This window comes from Xanthomarina spongicola (assembly GCF_003148645.1).
In the GTDB taxonomy this organism is placed as follows: domain Bacteria; phylum Bacteroidota; class Bacteroidia; order Flavobacteriales; family Flavobacteriaceae; genus Xanthomarina; species Xanthomarina spongicola.
In genome coordinates this window covers 47,434-64,363 of the sequence record NZ_QGGP01000006.1, presented here as the reverse complement: position 1 = coordinate 64,363, position 16,930 = coordinate 47,434, and the positions used below count along the sequence as shown (strand labels likewise).

Below are 16,930 nucleotides of genomic sequence, written 5' to 3'. Positions count from 1 at the left end.
ACTTATGTTTACAGACAAACAATCTCTTATTCTTTGTGCCATAGTTGTTTTTGGTTTTTCAATTTCTGGAATTCTTGGGATTTTAGATAATTATGTCATTATAGCTGTTCTTGCCTTGCTATTTGTATTGATAGTTGTCAATCTGGTAATGCAAAAACCTATTGAAGAAAAAGATGCTGTTACAAATGAGTTTGAGGACAGCAAAAGCAGTCCTAATGTTTTTAGTAACGATAATATATAAAAAAAGGCTTCTAAATATAGAAGCCTTTTTTACACTTAACTTTAACTAACTATTTATTTAAAAAAATCTGTAATTCCATTTAGTTGAGACTCGTCGAAATCTGCATTTTGCAACGCATCAACAAGAGTTGCCATTTTTTCAGGACGCATGTTGTCTCCTAAAATTCTTACTATTCCAAAACCCATATCTTTCGAGCTTGCAAAAACAACAAACTCATCGGCTGTATCGTCATCTCCAATATATTTAACAACCACTTTAGCTGCTTTATCGTTGAATTCTATAAGGTCGTTATACTTTTTATTGTTCAAAATAGATTTCACTTTAGAAAGTTCTAAAGTATAGTCCTCTAGATTGTTTTCTTTAATCTTATAACCTAAAAAGTTTAATCTCTTTACAGAATTATAAGCTTCTATTTGATCTTTAGATAAAGTAGATTCATCTATTTTCACAATTGTAGTAGGTAGATCTGCCGATAGAAAATCTGGCATCTCCTGGTTATCTACAAAATAAGTTTGTAGAGATTCGCCATTATTACAGCTTACTAGCACAATACATGCTAGTAAGCTGAATAATAACTTTTTGATTGATGAGTTCATAGTTCTTATTTTTTACCTTTTTTATCTAAATGCTCACTTCCTTGAATGTTCATTTTCTGTGTAAGCTTAGAGATTTGATTTAAATCGATGTCTCCAGTTAAGGATACCACAACCGTTTCAAACTCACGTTTTTCACCATTCATATTAATATTTGCATCTTTAGTAATGGCACTTAAACCATCTACAAACATTAGAAATTCGCTTACATGATCTTCATCTCTGCCTTGTTTTACATAAAAAGTCATATTAACACCATCATCTTTAACTTCCATTAATTCCTCAAGTGAACTTTTACGAGATTGAACCCATTTAGAAACATCAGCTGAAATAGCTTTGTTATCTGTAGTTATAACTTTAAAACTTGTTATACTGTTTACCATATTAATGTACTCTTGAGCTTCAGGATCGTCTGAATTGATATCCATTTTAGCTAACATTTGAAACATTTTTGGTTTAATAGACACATACGTTACATCTGGATTTTCGCTGTACTTAGAGAAAATATCTTGTGCCATAGATGTTAATGGAAATAACATGATTGCCATTAAGAAAAGGATTGCTTTATTCTTCATTTTACTTGTTTTTAATTTATTTGTTGTTTTCATTTTGTTCGTTTTTTGATATTGTTTTATTTAAAAATTATTTTGGTTGAATTTTCCATTTCATTAAGGTAACCAACCTTAGAAACACCGTTATTTAAGCCATTTAAATAACCCACTTTTTCAGTTCCTTTATTTAAACTGCTTGAAATTAACTCTAAAGATTTAACTACTTCGTTATAAGCCAACATTGGATCATCGTAAGTTCCTAAATCTTCTTCTTGTTGAAACATAGGCATACTAAAATAGAAACCTAACATAAGAACTGCTACTGCTGCAACCGAAATCCATTTGTAATTAAAGCTTCTCTTAGTTTTTAATGGAACGGCTTTGGTAAACGTTTCTTTCTGATTTACTGAAAAGTAGGCAAACATAGGTTTGTACATTTCTAAATGAGGCTCTACAGTTTCTTGAGAAAAATAGCTTTTTAACTGCTGCTCTTCTTTTAGGGTTGTTTCACCGTTTTCGTACTTTTCAAGTAATTTTTCTATATTATTTAGTACCATAACTATGCGTATTAGTTAATTTTTCTCTTATTGATTTTCTTGCTCTAGATAAGGCTACTCTTACTGCTGTATTGTTCATGTCTAACATTTGTGCAATCTCATCTAAATCGTATTGTTCTATATCTCGTAATTGAATAACCATTTTTTGCTGTTCAGGTAAATCCTCTATTATTTTTGCTACCCAATTAACACTATCGTTTAATTCAATCTGCTTCTGCAAAGACGTGTTATTGTCTTGATAATTACTATGTACAATTTTTAAATTTTGTGCGTGTTTAGATTTTAATTTATCCAAACAAAAATTCTTAGTCATCGTCATAGAAAATGCTTCCACATTTTTATATTCTTCAATTTTTGTTTTATTATTCCACAGTTTTAACAAAATTTCTTGCGTAGCATCTTCAGCTTCTTCTTTCGAAACTAATAAGCGTTTCGCTAAGCGAAAGACTTTATCTTTAAATGGCATGACAATATTTAAAAATTCTGCCTGTGTCATAGTTTTGTTTGGTTTTCTACAGTTGGTTTATGCCTGCTTATTATTACGACGATACATTTATTGATTTGTTACAAAAATATTTTTAATCTAAGATAAAGTAAGTATTTTTAAACTGAAAAAGTTGCTAAACCACTATGAAATCTATAAAATTATTATTCATATTATTTATATTATCTTTTGTTACTATTGGATGTTTTGAAGACTTGGACGACAATCCTGTTTCTACTAGAGATTTAAACGATTTTGTCTGGAAGGGCTTAAATACCTATTATCTATATAAAGATAACGTGCCTGATTTAGCTAATGATAGATTTAATGATTCTGAATATGAAAGTTTTTTAAACAGTTTTTCTTCTCCTGAAGATTTATTTGAAAGCCTAATCTACCAAAGACCAACCATTGATAGGTTTAGTTGGATAACAGATAATTATATTGAATTGCAACAGCAGCTTAACGGAACTACTTATAACAACGGAATGGAGTTTGGCTTGGTTCGTTTTTCAAGCACAAGTTCTGAAGTTTTTGGTTATGTACGTTATGTGTTACCAAACACAGACGCTGAAAACAAAGGGTTGCAAAGAGGATTAATCTTTCATGCTGTAAACGGAACTTCATTAAATTTAGATAATTACAGAACCTTATTAAGTCCGAATAATTATACTATAAACCTAGCAACCTATAACGATAATGGGACTCCAGAAACCGACGATGACTCTATTGAACCAACCAACCAAAGTATCAACCTAACAAAAACACCATATACTGAAAATCCTATTTTTATAAAACAGATTTTAGAAGTTGACAACCAAAATGTAGGCTATTTAATGTATAATGGTTTTACAAGAGATTTCGATTCGCAATTAAACGAAACCTTTAATTATTTTCAATCTCAAAACATTCAGAATTTAGTTTTGGACTTAAGGTATAACTCTGGAGGCTCGGTAAATACAGCTATTTTATTGTCTAGTATGATAACTGGACAGTTTACTGGACAGACTTTTGCTACACAACAATGGAATAGCGAGATTCAAAGTCAAATAGATCCAAATGATTTAATATATAATTTTACAGATAATGACGATGGAATCTCTTTAAACAGTTTGCAATTAGCAAAAGTCTATGTTTTAACAACAAAAAGCACAGCTTCTGCTAGCGAATTGGTAATAAACTGTTTAAATCCTTATATAGACGTGGTGCAAATTGGTGGAACAACAACTGGGAAATATCAAGCTTCTATAACTCTTTACGATTCACCAGATTTTAGTAATAGTGATATAAATCCAATTCATACCTATGCCATGCAGCCATTGGTATTAAAAACTTTAAATACTGTTGGTTATACAGATTATAACAATGGATTAGATCCAGACATTATAGCTTCAGAAAACTATGGAAACTTAGGTGTTCTAGGTAATCCAGATGAAACTTTATTAGCCATTGCTTTACAGCATATTATTGATACTGGTCGGATTTCCTTGCAACCGTATAGCAACATGGAAGTTGTTGGCGACAGTAAGGATTTTACTTTAACAAAAAATCAAATGTATGTTGATTGATAATAAAAAAGCCACTAGTAAGTGGCTTTTTTTATATTCTATAAAGTTAAACTAAATCCAATATTCACATTTCTACCTTTTGTAGAATAGCCATACAATTCTTGATAACCCTCATTAAAAATGTTGGTGAGATTCGCAAAAAGTTTCATTTTATTATCTAAAATGTTATGACTGATGTAAAAATCTAACAGATTGTAACTTTTTAAATTCACTTCTTCATTCATATAGGTTAAATCGTTATAAAACGAATCTGTTCTATCGTCTGTAAACTGATATGATAAACTCATAAAGGTGTTTTCACATACTTGATATCCTAATAAACCATTCACTTTAAACTCAGGAATTCTTAAGCTTAAATCTTCATCTACCTGCGTATAAGTAGCATTAGCCGTTAGCTTCAACGTTTTTGTTATATTGTAATCTGCAACAAATTCAATTCCACTTGCCGTAAATTTTTCATCCACATTTTGATATTGATAAGTCCAACTACCTAAGTATACAAAATCGATAAAATTCTCCTCTTCCCTATTAAAATATACCACACTTATAGTTGCTTTATCTTTCAATTGAATTTCTGCTCCAACTTCAAACGTAGCATTTTCTTCAGGTTTTAAATTGGTGTTTCCATATAAAGGATCAAAAAGCTGATACAATGAAGGCGTAATATAAGCTGTGCTGTAACTTGCTAGACCTTTTAAATAACCAAAACTGAAGTTCTTTGTAAATGAAGGATTTAAGCTATAAACTAGATGATTTCCGTATTCACTATGATTATTTAAACGAGCTCCAGCATTAACATGCAAACCAAAATCTGAAACATAAACCACATTCGCATAAGGATCGATATTGGTATATTCGGCATTGTCTGGATTAATACCTTGTTCGAAATCTGTTCCACCATAAGGAATAGAAAAACTCTCCATATTGTTTTGTTGAAAGTTGACTCCTAAAACAGTGTAAAATTTATCGCTAAAATTGTATTTATTATATAAATCTCCATTAAAGCTTTCTGCATTAAACATCGCAGGATAACTGGATTCTATGTCTCGTTCCACTTTGTTATAAGCAGCGTTTAATGTAACACTTCCATTATTATATGTGTATTCAGGCGAAAGTCCGTAGCGTTGTTGTTTTGTAGTTGAAAGATCGTCTGTATCTACTCCAGAAAAACCATCGTCAAAATCGGCTTTAAATTTATCCATGCTTCCGTATATGTTTATTTTAAAAGCATCAGAAAAGATGTAACCCAACTTCAGGTTTCCATTGATAGAATTAAAAGCATCTGGTTCTGTTCCACTTGCAAGAGCAGATAATCCATCGGTATATTGATTTCCAAAACTCGCTAAATAGCTAAACTTATTAATAGTTCCATTTACAGAAACATTATTTTGAAAATTATTGATGTTATAGTTGTTATCTTCTTGAGATTGATTGGTTCCAAAAATACTTCTAAAGTTTGCAGATATAGCCTTTTTAGAGGCCTCCTTTAATTTTATATTTATAACAGCAGTTGCTGCACCAGAACCATACAATGTGCTTGAAGCTCCTTTTAATATTTCTATAGATTCAACCTGATTGGCATTCAATAAACGCAAATCGTAATCGTTTGCTATCTGTGAAGGGTCAGAAACAGCTATACCATCGATTAAAATTAATACCTGTCTGTTTTTTCCTCCTCTAACATAGTAATTCAAATTTTGACCAGCATTACTGTTAGCACCATTAATTTCAATACCTGCTGTGGTATTAATAATTTCAGCAATCGATTTTCCTTGTAATTGTTCCAACTCTTTCTGTGTGATTTTGGTAATAACCTTTCCAGAATCTTCTCGATTTAAATCAAATTTAGAATCTGTTATTACCACTTCTTCTAATTTTTCTACAGGAGTAGAATCTACTTGTTGCTGTGCAACAGAAAATAATGACATACTACAAAGTACACCAAAAAAATAGTTTTTTTTGTTCATTTTTAACTAATAATTACTCGAGAATAGCATGAAAATCACACCTAACTTTTGTCCCGAAAGTTTGACTTATTTTTTGTTGAAAATGGCAGGTCTCCTGACTTGCGTCTTCATGTTATGTCTTCCCAGAAATAATCCAGTGACTTGAAGTTTTACATGAAGCTTTATAGCCTACAGTTGCGGGAACAGTTCTGGAATTGATTATAAAAATCGCACCAGATTCCCTTTTAATCCATCAAATAAATTTGATAAGAACCAAAATTCTCTACAAAAGTAATTGAAATTAAAAGCATATCTGAGGAAAATTTACTTTTTCTTATTCAGTTTATAAATAAGATAAATAAAACCAATTAAAAAATGGAATATTATAATTCCTGCTACTATATATATTGTTAAATTTGAACCGTCTCTCATGGTTACGTTTTTTACAAAATTAAAACCTCAAGTATATTTAGACAGTTACAAATGTTACATAATTTATGATTTCTAGATTTATTTTTATTAGTGTTTTCATTCTACTATTTAATTGCAAGGACAAGGAAATACAGCATCCTGTAAAATTAGATGTAGCTACGAGTAATTTATCTTATTCTGAAGGATTTGATATAACTCATCATGAAAATTTCAGCACATTAACTATAAAAAGTCCTTGGCCAAAATCTGATAAAACATATCGTTATGCTTTAGTACAAAAAAACATGGCTTCGAAAATCACATTAAATAAGGATGATTTTGATGGTGTTATTACTATTCCTATAGAAAAAATGGTTGTGACTTCAACCACTCACATTCCTGCTTTAGAACTTTTAGAAGTTGAAGAAACCTTAGTAGGTTTTCCTGGAACAGATTATATTTCATCTGAAAAAACAAGAACAAGAATTGATAATGGAAACATTAGAGAATTGGGTAAAAATGAAGGCATTAATACTGAAGTTTTACTTGAAATACAACCAGATGTTGTAGTTGGTTTTGGAATTGATGGCAATAACAAAACGTTTGAAACCATTAAAAAATCTGGTATTCCAGTAATTTATAATGGCGATTGGGTGGAACATTCGCCTTTAGCAAAAGCCGAATGGATTAAGTTTTTTGGTGTGCTCTATAATAGAGCACAAAAGGCTGATTCCATTTTTAAATCGATTGAAAAAAATTATTTAGAAGCAAAATCTTTAGCTTCAAATGCTCTAAACAAACCAAGCGTTTTAAGTGGAGCTATGCACAAAGACATTTGGTATTTACCTAATGGCACTAGTACAGAAGCACAAATTTTAAAAGATGCAAATGTAAATTATCTTTGGAATGAAACAGAAGGAACTGGTAGTATCTCACTAAATTTTGAAGTTGTTTTTGAAAGAGCTAAAAATGCTGAAATTTGGATTAATCCTTCGTATTACACATCTTATGAAGCATTAGAAAAAGCAAATCAGCATTACACAAAATTTGATGCTTTTAAAAATAAAACAATTTATACGATTGCAAATACAACAGGAAAAACTGGTGGTGTTTTATATTACGAATTAGGTATTGCAAGACCAGATTTAGTCTTGAAAGATATCATTAAAATCTGCCATCCAGAACTTTTAAATAATTATAAACCTTACTTTTTTAAACCCCTAGATTAATTGCCTAAAACAAACACATATACACTTTCATTCATAGCATTAATCTTCCTATTGATTATTTGTTTTTTTCTGAATATTAGTTTGGGCTCAGTTTCAATTCCAACAAAAGAAATTTTTAATAGCTTCTTGGGTACCATTGAGAATGATAATTGGCAATACATCATTCAGGATTACAGATTACCAAAAGCAATAACTGCTATTCTGGTTGGTTCTGGATTAGGCATTTCTGGATTATTAATGCAAACGCTATTTAGGAATCCATTAGCTGGACCATTTGTTCTAGGTATTAGTTCTGGAGCTAGTTTAGGTGTTGCCTTAGTTATTTTAGGATCTGGAATTTTTGGAGGTGTTTTTGCAACACTTTTAGTTTCTAAATGGACTATAGTAATAGCTGCAAGTTTGGGGAGTTTTTTAGTGCTTTTAGCAGTTTTGGTTGTTTCATCAAAAGTAAGAGACACCATGGCCATTCTTATTATAGGTTTGATGTTTGGTAGCATTACAGCAGCTGTGGTAAGTGTTCTTTCCTACTTTAGTTCTGCTGAACAATTACAACAATACATTTTTTGGGGATTTGGTAGTTTGGGAAATTTATCTTGGAATGAGGTTTTTATCTTTTTTATTATCTATTGTTTAGGTCTATTACTAAGTATTATTTCTATTAAAGGGTTAAACACTTTATTATTAGGTGAAAATTATGCAAAAAGCTTAGGCCTAAATATCAAACAAAGTCGTTTCATTATTATTATTGCTACCAGCTTATTGGCTGGAACCATAACAGCTTTTGCAGGTCCAATTGCTTTTATAGGCTTGGCAATTCCTCATATTACCAGACAGGTTTTTAATACATCAAACCATAAGATATTATTGCCAGCAGTCTTTTTATTTGGATCTATTATCATGCTAATTTGCGATAGTATTGCTCAATTACCAACAAGTGATTATACCTTGCCAATTAATGCCATAACATCATTAATTGGAGCTCCAGTGGTTATCTGGCTATTAGTTAGAAAACGTAAAATGATATTTTAAATGGATAAAGCTAACCAACATAACATATTAAAAACACAGAATCTTTCTATAGGTTACAAATCTAAAAAAACTGATTCTGTTATTGCTTCAAACATTAATATTGAATTGCACAAAGGTGAACTTATTGGTTTGGTTGGAGCTAATGGTATTGGGAAATCTACTTTGTTACGCACGTTAACAAATGTCCAGAACGGTTTAAATGGCAAGATTTTTATAAATAGTAAATTACTTTCTGAATACACTTCTGGTGAACTGGCAAAAACCATGAGCCTTGTTTTAACAGACCCTATTGCCTCAAAAAATCTATCAGTTTTCGAATTGGTGGCTTTAGGAAGACATCCTTATACCAATTGGGTTGGTAATTTATCTACGGAAGATATAGAAACTGTTAATCAATCTTTAGAGCTAACAAATATTGAAATCTTAAAACACAAGAAGTGTTTTGAATTAAGCGACGGACAACTTCAAAAAGTATTAATTGCTCGTGCATTAGCACAAGATACTGATTTGATTATTCTAGATGAACCAACCACACATTTAGACATGTATCACAAAGCTTATATTCTAAAACTCCTTCAAAAACTAGTTAAAGAAACTAATAAAACCATCCTATTTTCCTCACACGAAATAGATTTAGCTATTCAACTTTGTGACAAAATGATAGTTATGACCAAAAATGATGTTATTACAGATCAACCTTGCAACCTCATTTCAAACGGGACTTTTAATGCGCTTTTTCCTCAAGATTTAATAATTTTTGATGAGCAAACTGGGAGTTTTAGAGTTAAAAAGTAAGCGATTTTTTGCTTTGACTTACAGGACAAGTAATGTATCTTTGAGAATCAACTATATTTAAATGAACGACAGTCTTATTCTCATTCTAGCTATAATAATTTCTGGTGGTATTGGTACTTATCTTGGCATAACCATAACTAAGCTTAAAAGCAAAGGCGAGCAAAGCACTCTAGAAGAACGTCAAAATCAGTTAAATTCAACTATTGACGAGCTTAAACAAAATGTGTCTAAAATTGAAGGTGAACGTGATGAGATTCGTCGTGAAAAAGAGTTTCTAAATTCAGAATTAACAAGAAGAAATACCGAATACGAAAACCTACAGCAACAAAACTTAAAACGTGATGAAGAACTTGCAAAACAACAAGAACAATTACGTAAAGACTTCGAACTTTTAGCTACTAAAATTCTTGATGAAAAATCTGAAAAGTTTACACTTCAGAATAAAGAAAATATCAAGCAAATATTAAACCCATTACAAGAGAAAATACAGGTTTTTGAGAAAAAAGTAGAAGACTCACAAAAAGAAAGCATTAGCATGCATTCGGCTTTAAAAGAACAATTGTTAGGATTAAAAGACCTAAATCTTCAAATGACAAAAGAAACCACAAACCTAACCAAAGCCTTAAAAGGCGATAGTAAAATGCAAGGGAATTGGGGAGAATTAGTGCTTGAAAGAGTCTTAGAAAAATCTGGATTAGAAAAAGACAGAGAATATTTTGTACAGCAAAGTTTTACAACTTCAGATGGTTCTCGTGTGCTTCCAGATGTGGTATTGCACCTTCCTGACAATAAACGAATGATTATTGATAGTAAAGTATCTTTAACAGATTATGAACGTTATGTTAATGCTGATGAAGAAAATAGACCTCAATTTTTAAAAGCACATGTAAACTCTATAAGAAAACATGTTGATCAACTATCTGAGAAGAAATATGAAGATTTATATGATATAGAATCACCAGATTTTGTGCTTATGTTTGTTCCTATTGAACCTGCTTTTGCCATTGCAATTAATGAAGATAACTCTTTATATAATAAAGCATTCGAAAAAAACATTGTTATTGTTACACCTTCTACACTTTTAGCTACGCTTCGAACTATAGACACGATGTGGAATAATGAAAAACAACAACAAAATGCTATTGAAATTGCAAGACAAGCAGGAGCGCTTTACGACAAATTTGAAGGACTAGTCAAAGATTTAACTGGAGTTGGCAAAAAAATAGACGATGCAAAAAAAGATTATTCTTCGGCAATGAATAAGTTAGTTGAAGGAAAAGGAAACCTAATTACTAGTGTTCAAAAATTGAAAAAATTAGGAGCAAAAGCAAAAAAATCTCTTCCGGAAAGCATTTTAAAACGTGCTGAAGATGATGAAGAATAAAATTATATTATGAAAAAATTTCTAATAAAATTCTTAGTTATTATTGTCCTAGCTTTATCTGGATATTTTGCATTCATTTATTTTGCAACTTATAGTGAAGGAATTCGTGCTGGCGAATTAGTTAAATTTAGTAATAAAGGTGTGCTTATTAAAACTTGGGAAGGTGAAATAAGCCAAGGAGTATCAGAAGGACAGATGTTCATGTTCTCTGTTGAAAATAGTAAAAAAGAAGTTATTTCCGATTTACAACGCTTACAAGGAAAATATGTAAAACTCCATTATTTTGAGCGTTATAAAACGTTTTTCTGGTTAGGTGACACCAAGTACTTTATCACCAAAGTCGAAGAAGACCTAGAAAGAAGCAACAGACGCTTATAATTTAAAAATATGCCTTTTTAAAGGAATATAATTGTTTATTCCATATAAATGGCATATATTTACTTATTCCACTTAAAAGGAATAAAACAATTATGACTAGTGTTATAACAGGAGATATTATTAAATCTAGAGATACGCAGCCTGATATATGGTTAGAAACCTTAAAACAAGCTCTATCCAAATTAGAACCAGACTCACACTATTGGGATATCTATAGAGGAGATAGTTTTCAAATAGAAGTTAGAGATTATCTACAGAGTTTTATAAGTGCAGTTTATATAAAAGCATGTATTAAAACAATTAAAGGTCTGGATGTACGGATGGCAATAGGCATTGGGAACAAGACTTTTGAAGGCAATAATGTTACCGAATCCAACGGAACGGCATTTCAAAACTCAGGAACGTTAATAGAATTCTTGAAAAGAGAAAAGCTAAACCTAAAAATTAAAACTAATAATCATAATTTAGACAACGAATTAAATTTATACTTTAAATTAGCTTTAATTGGAATGGATAATTGGACATCGAATTCTGCCGAAATTGTAAAAGTTCATTTAAATCATCCAAGTAAAATTCAACAAGAAATTGCAGAAATAATTGGTATTAGTCAAGATGCTGTAAGTAAACGAATGAAACGTGCTAATCTAGATGAAATCTTGGAGTTAAACCAAATGTATAAAAGTAAACTAGCTAAATTGACATTATGATACTCTTAATCAAACTTTTTTTGGCTCATTTAATTGGTGATTTTGTTTTTCAATCTAAAAAAACTGTAAAAGAAAAAGAAAAAAAGAAATTAAAATCACCCATACTTTATGCACATATAGCCATACATATTGCCTTACTGTTTTTAATACTCTGGGATGTAACTCTTTGGCCAATAATACTTACCATAGGAATAACTCATTATATAATAGATGCAAGCAAATTGATATTTCAAAAGAAAAAAACAAGACGTTTATGGTTCTTTCTAGATCAAATCCTTCATATTATAGTTATTTTTACAGCTTATTATCTCTTTACAGATAATCAATTTACTTCTGAATCTTTTTTTACAGAAAGCACCTTATTGCTTATTACTTGTGTGCTCTTTCTAACCCAACCAGTTTCCATACTCATGATGACTATTTTTAGTAAATGGAATATTGAAAAGCTAACAAGTGGAAACGAATCATTAGAAGATGCTGGAAGATATATTGGCATGTTAGAGCGTTTGCTCGTCTTCATATTTATTATTACAAATCATTGGGAAGCTGTTGGTTTTTTAATAACTGCTAAATCTGTATTTAGATTTGGTGATTTAAAAGAAAGTAAACACCGAAAACTAACCGAATATATTTTAATAGGAACACTAATTAGTTTTGGTATTGCTATACTTACAGGAATAGGCTACCTCTATTTAATCTAATAAAAAAACCATCAGAAATCTGATGGTTTAAATATAATATATAAAATAAAACTACTGTTTTATAAACCGTTTGGTAATAGATTGTTCTCCTAAAGTTACCCTAACTATATACACTCCTGTAGGCCATTTAGAGACTGAAATTCTATTATTTATAGCACCAAGTGTATTTGCATATATTTTTTTACCTAAGATATCGAAAACTTCAAGGTAAGCATCAGCATTAAATTCAGGTAAATGAATATTTAGATACGTTTTTCCTGGATTTGGATAAATTTTAAAATCTGTTTTAGTTAAACTTGGAGCACTTAGTGTAAATGATTCTCTAGTCATTCCTCTATTTAATATACCATGCCAACCTAAAGTATAAGAAGACGTATCCTCAAACGACCAAACTAAATCTATTGAAGAAGCTGAAGTTGAAAATACAAAATCATCTGAATTTCCTGTATCTGGTAATCTTGTAGCTACCACATTTCTTTGTCCACCAGAGCTAGTATTAGAGATAATAGTCCAATCTTGTTCCACATCTAACGCAGGTTCTGCTCCAACACCTAAAAAAGATCTGTCTGTAAGTTTAAAAGTGCCATCGTTTAACCAAATAACAACATCTTTTCCAGCTGTCATACTCATAGCATCAAAACCCAATCCTAAATATTTATTATCAGGACCACTTAAGGTTAATGTTACCAAGCTAGTTGTAACTTCTATTTGTGCTGTATATAAATTATTACCATCATTGAGCAATTCGATAACACCTGTAGAATACGTCTGACTGAAAGTAAGTGAGGTTATTAGTGTAAAAATTCCAATAAAGGATAAAGTAATTTTTTTCATAATTATTTATTTTCTAATAATTCTATAATCTTTTTATTATTGTCCATTAAAGCATAATCTAAAGCTGTTTTTCCTCTACTGTCCTTTAATGTTGCATCAGCGTTAAAATCCATTAAAAGATAAATCAACGATTCATTATTCAATAAAACGGCATAATGCAAAGGTGTTGTTTTATTAACATCAGCAATATTTGGGTTTGCACCTTTTTCTAACAAGGCCTGAGACAAAGTAACTTGTCCTTTAAATACAGCTGCCATTAATGGTGTGCCATATTTACTATCTCCATTAATATTTTTAACGTGATTTATTAAAAATAATCCAACAGCTTCATTTCCATTATAACAGGATAGCGTTAAAGGAAAAAAACCTCTATCATTAATAACATTAATAGTGTCAGGATTGATAGACATTAATTGTTTAATTTCTTCAACTGTTCCAGAACGAGCAACATCAAAAATATTATCTTGAGCAAAAACAAAAACCGTTGCTAAAAAACAACCAATCAATAAAACAAGTTTTCGGTTCATGTAATAGATTCGATTTCTTATGCTAAAGTAATAATTATTAACAAATTATAAGATACGTTTTGTCGAATAAACCATTATTTGCTCAAATACATCTTACGTCTAGAGTATAAATTATAAAATTCGTCGTCTTTTAAACTTTCAATAAATAAAATGCTTTCTCCAGTACTTTTCATCTCTGGACCTAGCTTTTTATTCACATTATGAAATTTATTAAAAGAGAAAACAGGTTGCTTAATAGCATAGCCTTTTAATTGAGGATTAAAGTTAAAGTCGGTTACTTTCTTCTCTCCTAACATAACTTTTGTAGCATAATTAACATAAGGCTCACCATATGCCTTAGAAATAAAAGGCACTGTTCTAGAAGCTCTTGGATTGGCTTCTATTATATATACAATATCGTCTTTTATAGCAAACTGAATGTTAATTAGACCAACAGTATTTAAAGCTAGAGCTATCTTTTTTGTATGATCTTTAATTTGTTGCATCACAAATTCACCTAAATTAAAAGGTGGTAAAGTAGCATTACTATCACCAGAGTGGATTCCACATGGTTCAATATGCTCCATTATACCAATGATATAAACATTTTCACCATCGCAGATAGCATCTGCTTCTGCTTCTATTGCTCCATCTAAATAATGGTCTAATAACAATTGATTTCCTGGCATTTGTCTTAACAAATCGACAACATGCTCTTCCAATTCTTGCTTATTAATTACAATTTTCATGCCTTGACCTCCCAAAACATAAGATGGTCTAACTAAAATAGGAAAATCTAAAACATCAGCAATTGCAGCTGCTTCGTCTGCTGTTGTTGCTATGTCAAATTGAGGGTAAGGAATATTATTTTCCTTAAGTAAATTTGAAAACAAACCTCTATCTTCTGCTAAATCAAGAGATTGATAAGTTGTTCCAATAATTTTAATTCCGTATCTATCTAGCTTTTCGGCTAGTTTTAATGCTGTTTGACCTCCAAGCTGTACAATAACACCTTCAGGTTTTTCATGTTTAATAATATCGTAGATATGTTCCCAGAAAACTGGTTCAAAATACAATTTATCAGCTGTATCGAAATCGGTTGAAACCGTTTCAGGGTTACAGTTAATCATTATTGTTTCGTAACCACATTCAGCAGCTGCTAAAACACCATGTACACAACAGTAATCAAACTCGATTCCCTGACCAATTCTATTTGGACCAGAACCAAGTACAATAATTTTCTTCTTATCTGGAACTACGCTTTCATTATCTGCAAAACGCTTTCCATCTGTAGTCTCTACATCACTTTCAAACGTTGAATAATAATAAGGTGTTTGCGCTTTAAACTCAGCTGCACACGTGTCTACTAATTTATAAACACGATTAACACCTAATTCTTCACGTTTGTTATACACTTGACTTTCTAAACAATTTAGCATGTGTGCAATTTGCCTGTCACCATAGCCTTTTTGTTTAGCTTCCAACAACAAATCTTTTTGAATAGTATCTATTTTGAAAGTGGATATCTCTTTTTCAAGCAAGTATAATTCTTCATATTGCTTTAAGAACCACATATCTATTTTAGTAATTTCATGAATTCTGCTTAAAGGAATTCCCATTTGGATGGCATCATAAATTACAAAAACTCTGTCCCAACTTGCATAAGTTAATTTACTGATAATTTGGTCGTAATCTTTATAACCTTTTCCATCTGCTCCTAAACCATTTCGCTTAATTTCAAGAGATTGTGTAGCTTTATGAAGCGCTTCTTGAAACGAACGTCCAATTCCCATAACCTCACCAACAGATTTCATTTGAAGCCCAAGAGTTCTATCACTTCCTTCGAATTTATCGAAATTCCAACGTGGTATTTTTACAATTACATAATCTAATGTTGGCTCAAATAAAGCTGAAGTAGATTTTGTAATTTGATTATCTAACTCATCTAAATGATAACCAATAGCTAATTTAGCTGCTATTTTTGCAATAGGATAACCAGTAGCTTTACTTGCTAAAGCTGAAGAACGAGATACACGTGGATTAATTTCAATTGCAATAATATCTTCATTTTCATCTGGACTAACAGCAAATTGCACATTACAACCACCTGCAAAATCTCCAATACTTCGCATCATATGAATTGCCATATCACGCATCTTTTGATAGGTTCTATCACTCAAAGTCATTGCAGGAGCAACTGTTATAGAGTCTCCTGTATGGATTCCCATTGGATCCATATTTTCAATAGAACAGATAATAACTACATTATCGTTAGCATCACGTAATAGCTCAAGTTCATATTCTTTCCAACCAATCAAGGCCTTATCAATCATAACTTCATGAATAGGAGAAATTTCTAATCCACGAGTTAATAATTCATCAAAATCTTCTTCTTTATAGACAAAGGATGCTCCTGCTCCACCCAAAGTAAACGAAGCTCTAATAACTAAAGGAAAACCAAATTCCTGAGCAATTTCTTTACCTTTTAAATAAGATGTTGCAGTGGCTTGAGGTGCCATTGGAATGCCTATTTTTAGCATTAATTCTCTAAACTGTTCTCTATCTTCTGTTATATTAATAGCATCAATATCAACACCAATAATTTCAACACCAAAATCTTCCCAAATGCCTTTTTCATCTGCTTCAATACATAAATTTAAAGCAGTTTGTCCTCCCATAGTTGGTAAAACAGCATCAATTTGTGGATGTTCTTTTAATATTTGAACCAGAGATTTTGTAGTTAAAGGCAACAAATACACATGATCTGCCATAGAAGGATCAGTCATAATAGTTGCTGGATTTGAATTTATTAAAACAGTTTCAATTCCATCTTCTCTTAAGGATCTTAATGCTTGAGTTCCTGAATAATCAAATTCACATGCTTGACCAATGACTATTGGGCCAGAACCAATAATTAATATAGATTTAAGGTTTGAATTTTTAGGCATTTTTAAATATTATATGGTTATAGTTGTGTTTGCAAAATTAAAAAATACTAGATATAAAAAAAGGCGTT

General features: G+C 30.9%; 17 protein-coding genes and 1 riboswitch. Of the genes, 9 read left to right on the top strand and 8 right to left on the bottom strand.

Annotated elements, in window-relative coordinates:
• Nucleotides 1–4: 4 nt before the first annotated feature.
• Nucleotides 5–241: a hypothetical protein gene (locus LX78_RS11480; RefSeq protein WP_109682807.1), complete on the top strand. Its 237-nt coding sequence runs from the start codon at nucleotides 5–7 to the stop codon at nucleotides 239–241.
• A 53-nt stretch (nucleotides 242–294) separates the two neighbouring features.
• Here the strand turns inward: LX78_RS11480 and LX78_RS11475 are convergent, their stop codons facing one another.
• From LX78_RS11475 to LX78_RS11460, 4 genes are read right to left on the bottom strand one after another with little or no spacing between them, the layout of a single operon-like run.
• Nucleotides 295–837: a DUF4252 domain-containing protein gene (locus tag LX78_RS11475; RefSeq protein ID WP_109682806.1), complete on the bottom strand. Its 543-nt coding sequence runs from the start codon at nucleotides 835–837 to the stop codon at nucleotides 295–297.
• A gap of 5 nt (nucleotides 838–842) precedes the next feature.
• Nucleotides 843–1,442 (bottom strand): DUF4252 domain-containing protein, encoded by a 600-nt coding sequence (locus LX78_RS11470; RefSeq protein WP_245881521.1) that lies wholly within the window; start codon nucleotides 1,440–1,442, stop codon nucleotides 843–845.
• A 23-nt stretch (nucleotides 1,443–1,465) separates the two neighbouring features.
• Nucleotides 1,466–1,942: a hypothetical protein gene (locus LX78_RS11465; protein WP_109682805.1), complete on the bottom strand. Its 477-nt coding sequence runs from the start codon at nucleotides 1,940–1,942 to the stop codon at nucleotides 1,466–1,468.
• Nucleotides 1,929–2,438: an RNA polymerase sigma factor gene (locus tag LX78_RS11460; RefSeq protein WP_109682804.1), complete on the bottom strand. Its 510-nt coding sequence runs from the start codon at nucleotides 2,436–2,438 to the stop codon at nucleotides 1,929–1,931. Before LX78_RS11460 ends, LX78_RS11465 begins: the two co-directional genes overlap by 14 nt.
• Before the next feature lie 134 nt (nucleotides 2,439–2,572).
• On the opposite strand from LX78_RS11460, the gene LX78_RS11455 reads away from it, so the two are divergent.
• Nucleotides 2,573–3,994 carry a S41 family peptidase gene (locus LX78_RS11455; RefSeq protein ID WP_109682803.1) on the top strand — a complete coding sequence of 474 codons (1,422 nt, stop codon included), beginning with the start codon at nucleotides 2,573–2,575 and terminating at the stop codon, nucleotides 3,992–3,994.
• A gap of 38 nt (nucleotides 3,995–4,032) precedes the next feature.
• Here the strand turns inward: LX78_RS11455 and LX78_RS11450 are convergent, their stop codons facing one another.
• A complete protein-coding gene (locus LX78_RS11450; protein WP_109682802.1) occupies nucleotides 4,033–5,961 on the bottom strand; it encodes a TonB-dependent receptor plug domain-containing protein in 1,929 nt (642 codons plus the stop codon).
• A 67-nt stretch (nucleotides 5,962–6,028) separates the two neighbouring features.
• A riboswitch (cobalamin riboswitch) is annotated at nucleotides 6,029–6,233 on the bottom strand.
• 204 nt (nucleotides 6,234–6,437) lie between these two features.
• Between LX78_RS11450 and LX78_RS11445 the strand changes: the two genes are divergently transcribed.
• The 7 genes from LX78_RS11445 to LX78_RS11415 all read left to right on the top strand — a co-directional run bounded on the left by LX78_RS11445 (nucleotide 6,438) and on the right by LX78_RS11415 (nucleotide 12,574).
• Nucleotides 6,438–7,580 carry an ABC transporter substrate-binding protein gene (locus LX78_RS11445; protein ID WP_109682801.1) on the top strand — a complete coding sequence of 381 codons (1,143 nt, stop codon included), beginning with the start codon at nucleotides 6,438–6,440 and terminating at the stop codon, nucleotides 7,578–7,580.
• Nucleotides 7,581–8,609: a FecCD family ABC transporter permease gene (locus LX78_RS11440; RefSeq protein ID WP_109682800.1), complete on the top strand. Its 1,029-nt coding sequence runs from the start codon at nucleotides 7,581–7,583 to the stop codon at nucleotides 8,607–8,609.
• Nucleotides 8,610–9,404, top strand: a complete 795-nt coding sequence (locus LX78_RS11435) for an ABC transporter ATP-binding protein (RefSeq protein WP_109682799.1) — start codon at nucleotides 8,610–8,612, stop codon at nucleotides 9,402–9,404.
• 61 nt (nucleotides 9,405–9,465) lie between these two features.
• A complete protein-coding gene (gene rmuC / locus LX78_RS11430) occupies nucleotides 9,466–10,788 on the top strand; it encodes a DNA recombination protein RmuC (RefSeq protein ID WP_109682798.1) in 1,323 nt (440 codons plus the stop codon).
• 9 nt (nucleotides 10,789–10,797) lie between these two features.
• The gene (locus tag LX78_RS11425) at nucleotides 10,798–11,166 is read left to right on the top strand and encodes a 6-phosphogluconate dehydrogenase (protein ID WP_109682797.1); all 369 of its coding nucleotides are present in this window, start codon (nucleotides 10,798–10,800) and stop codon (nucleotides 11,164–11,166) included.
• Between the two features lie 92 nt (nucleotides 11,167–11,258).
• The gene (locus LX78_RS11420) at nucleotides 11,259–11,873 is read left to right on the top strand and encodes a SatD family protein (RefSeq protein WP_109682796.1); all 615 of its coding nucleotides are present in this window, start codon (nucleotides 11,259–11,261) and stop codon (nucleotides 11,871–11,873) included.
• Nucleotides 11,870–12,574, top strand: coding sequence for a DUF3307 domain-containing protein (locus tag LX78_RS11415; RefSeq protein ID WP_109682795.1), 705 nt, complete (start codon nucleotides 11,870–11,872; stop codon nucleotides 12,572–12,574). The genes LX78_RS11420 and LX78_RS11415 overlap by 4 nt, the downstream gene beginning before the upstream one ends.
• Before the next feature lie 51 nt (nucleotides 12,575–12,625).
• Here the strand turns inward: LX78_RS11415 and LX78_RS11410 are convergent, their stop codons facing one another.
• The 3 genes from LX78_RS11410 to carB all read right to left on the bottom strand — a co-directional run bounded on the left by LX78_RS11410 (nucleotide 12,626) and on the right by carB (nucleotide 16,862).
• Nucleotides 12,626–13,408, bottom strand: a complete 783-nt coding sequence (locus tag LX78_RS11410) for a T9SS type A sorting domain-containing protein (protein ID WP_109682794.1) — start codon at nucleotides 13,406–13,408, stop codon at nucleotides 12,626–12,628.
• A 2-nt stretch (nucleotides 13,409–13,410) separates the two neighbouring features.
• Nucleotides 13,411–13,935: an ankyrin repeat domain-containing protein gene (locus tag LX78_RS11405; protein ID WP_109682793.1), complete on the bottom strand. Its 525-nt coding sequence runs from the start codon at nucleotides 13,933–13,935 to the stop codon at nucleotides 13,411–13,413.
• A 74-nt stretch (nucleotides 13,936–14,009) separates the two neighbouring features.
• The gene (gene carB, locus LX78_RS11400) at nucleotides 14,010–16,862 is read right to left on the bottom strand and encodes a carbamoyl-phosphate synthase large subunit (protein ID WP_109682792.1); all 2,853 of its coding nucleotides are present in this window, start codon (nucleotides 16,860–16,862) and stop codon (nucleotides 14,010–14,012) included.
• Between the last annotated feature and the right edge of the window lie 68 nt (nucleotides 16,863–16,930).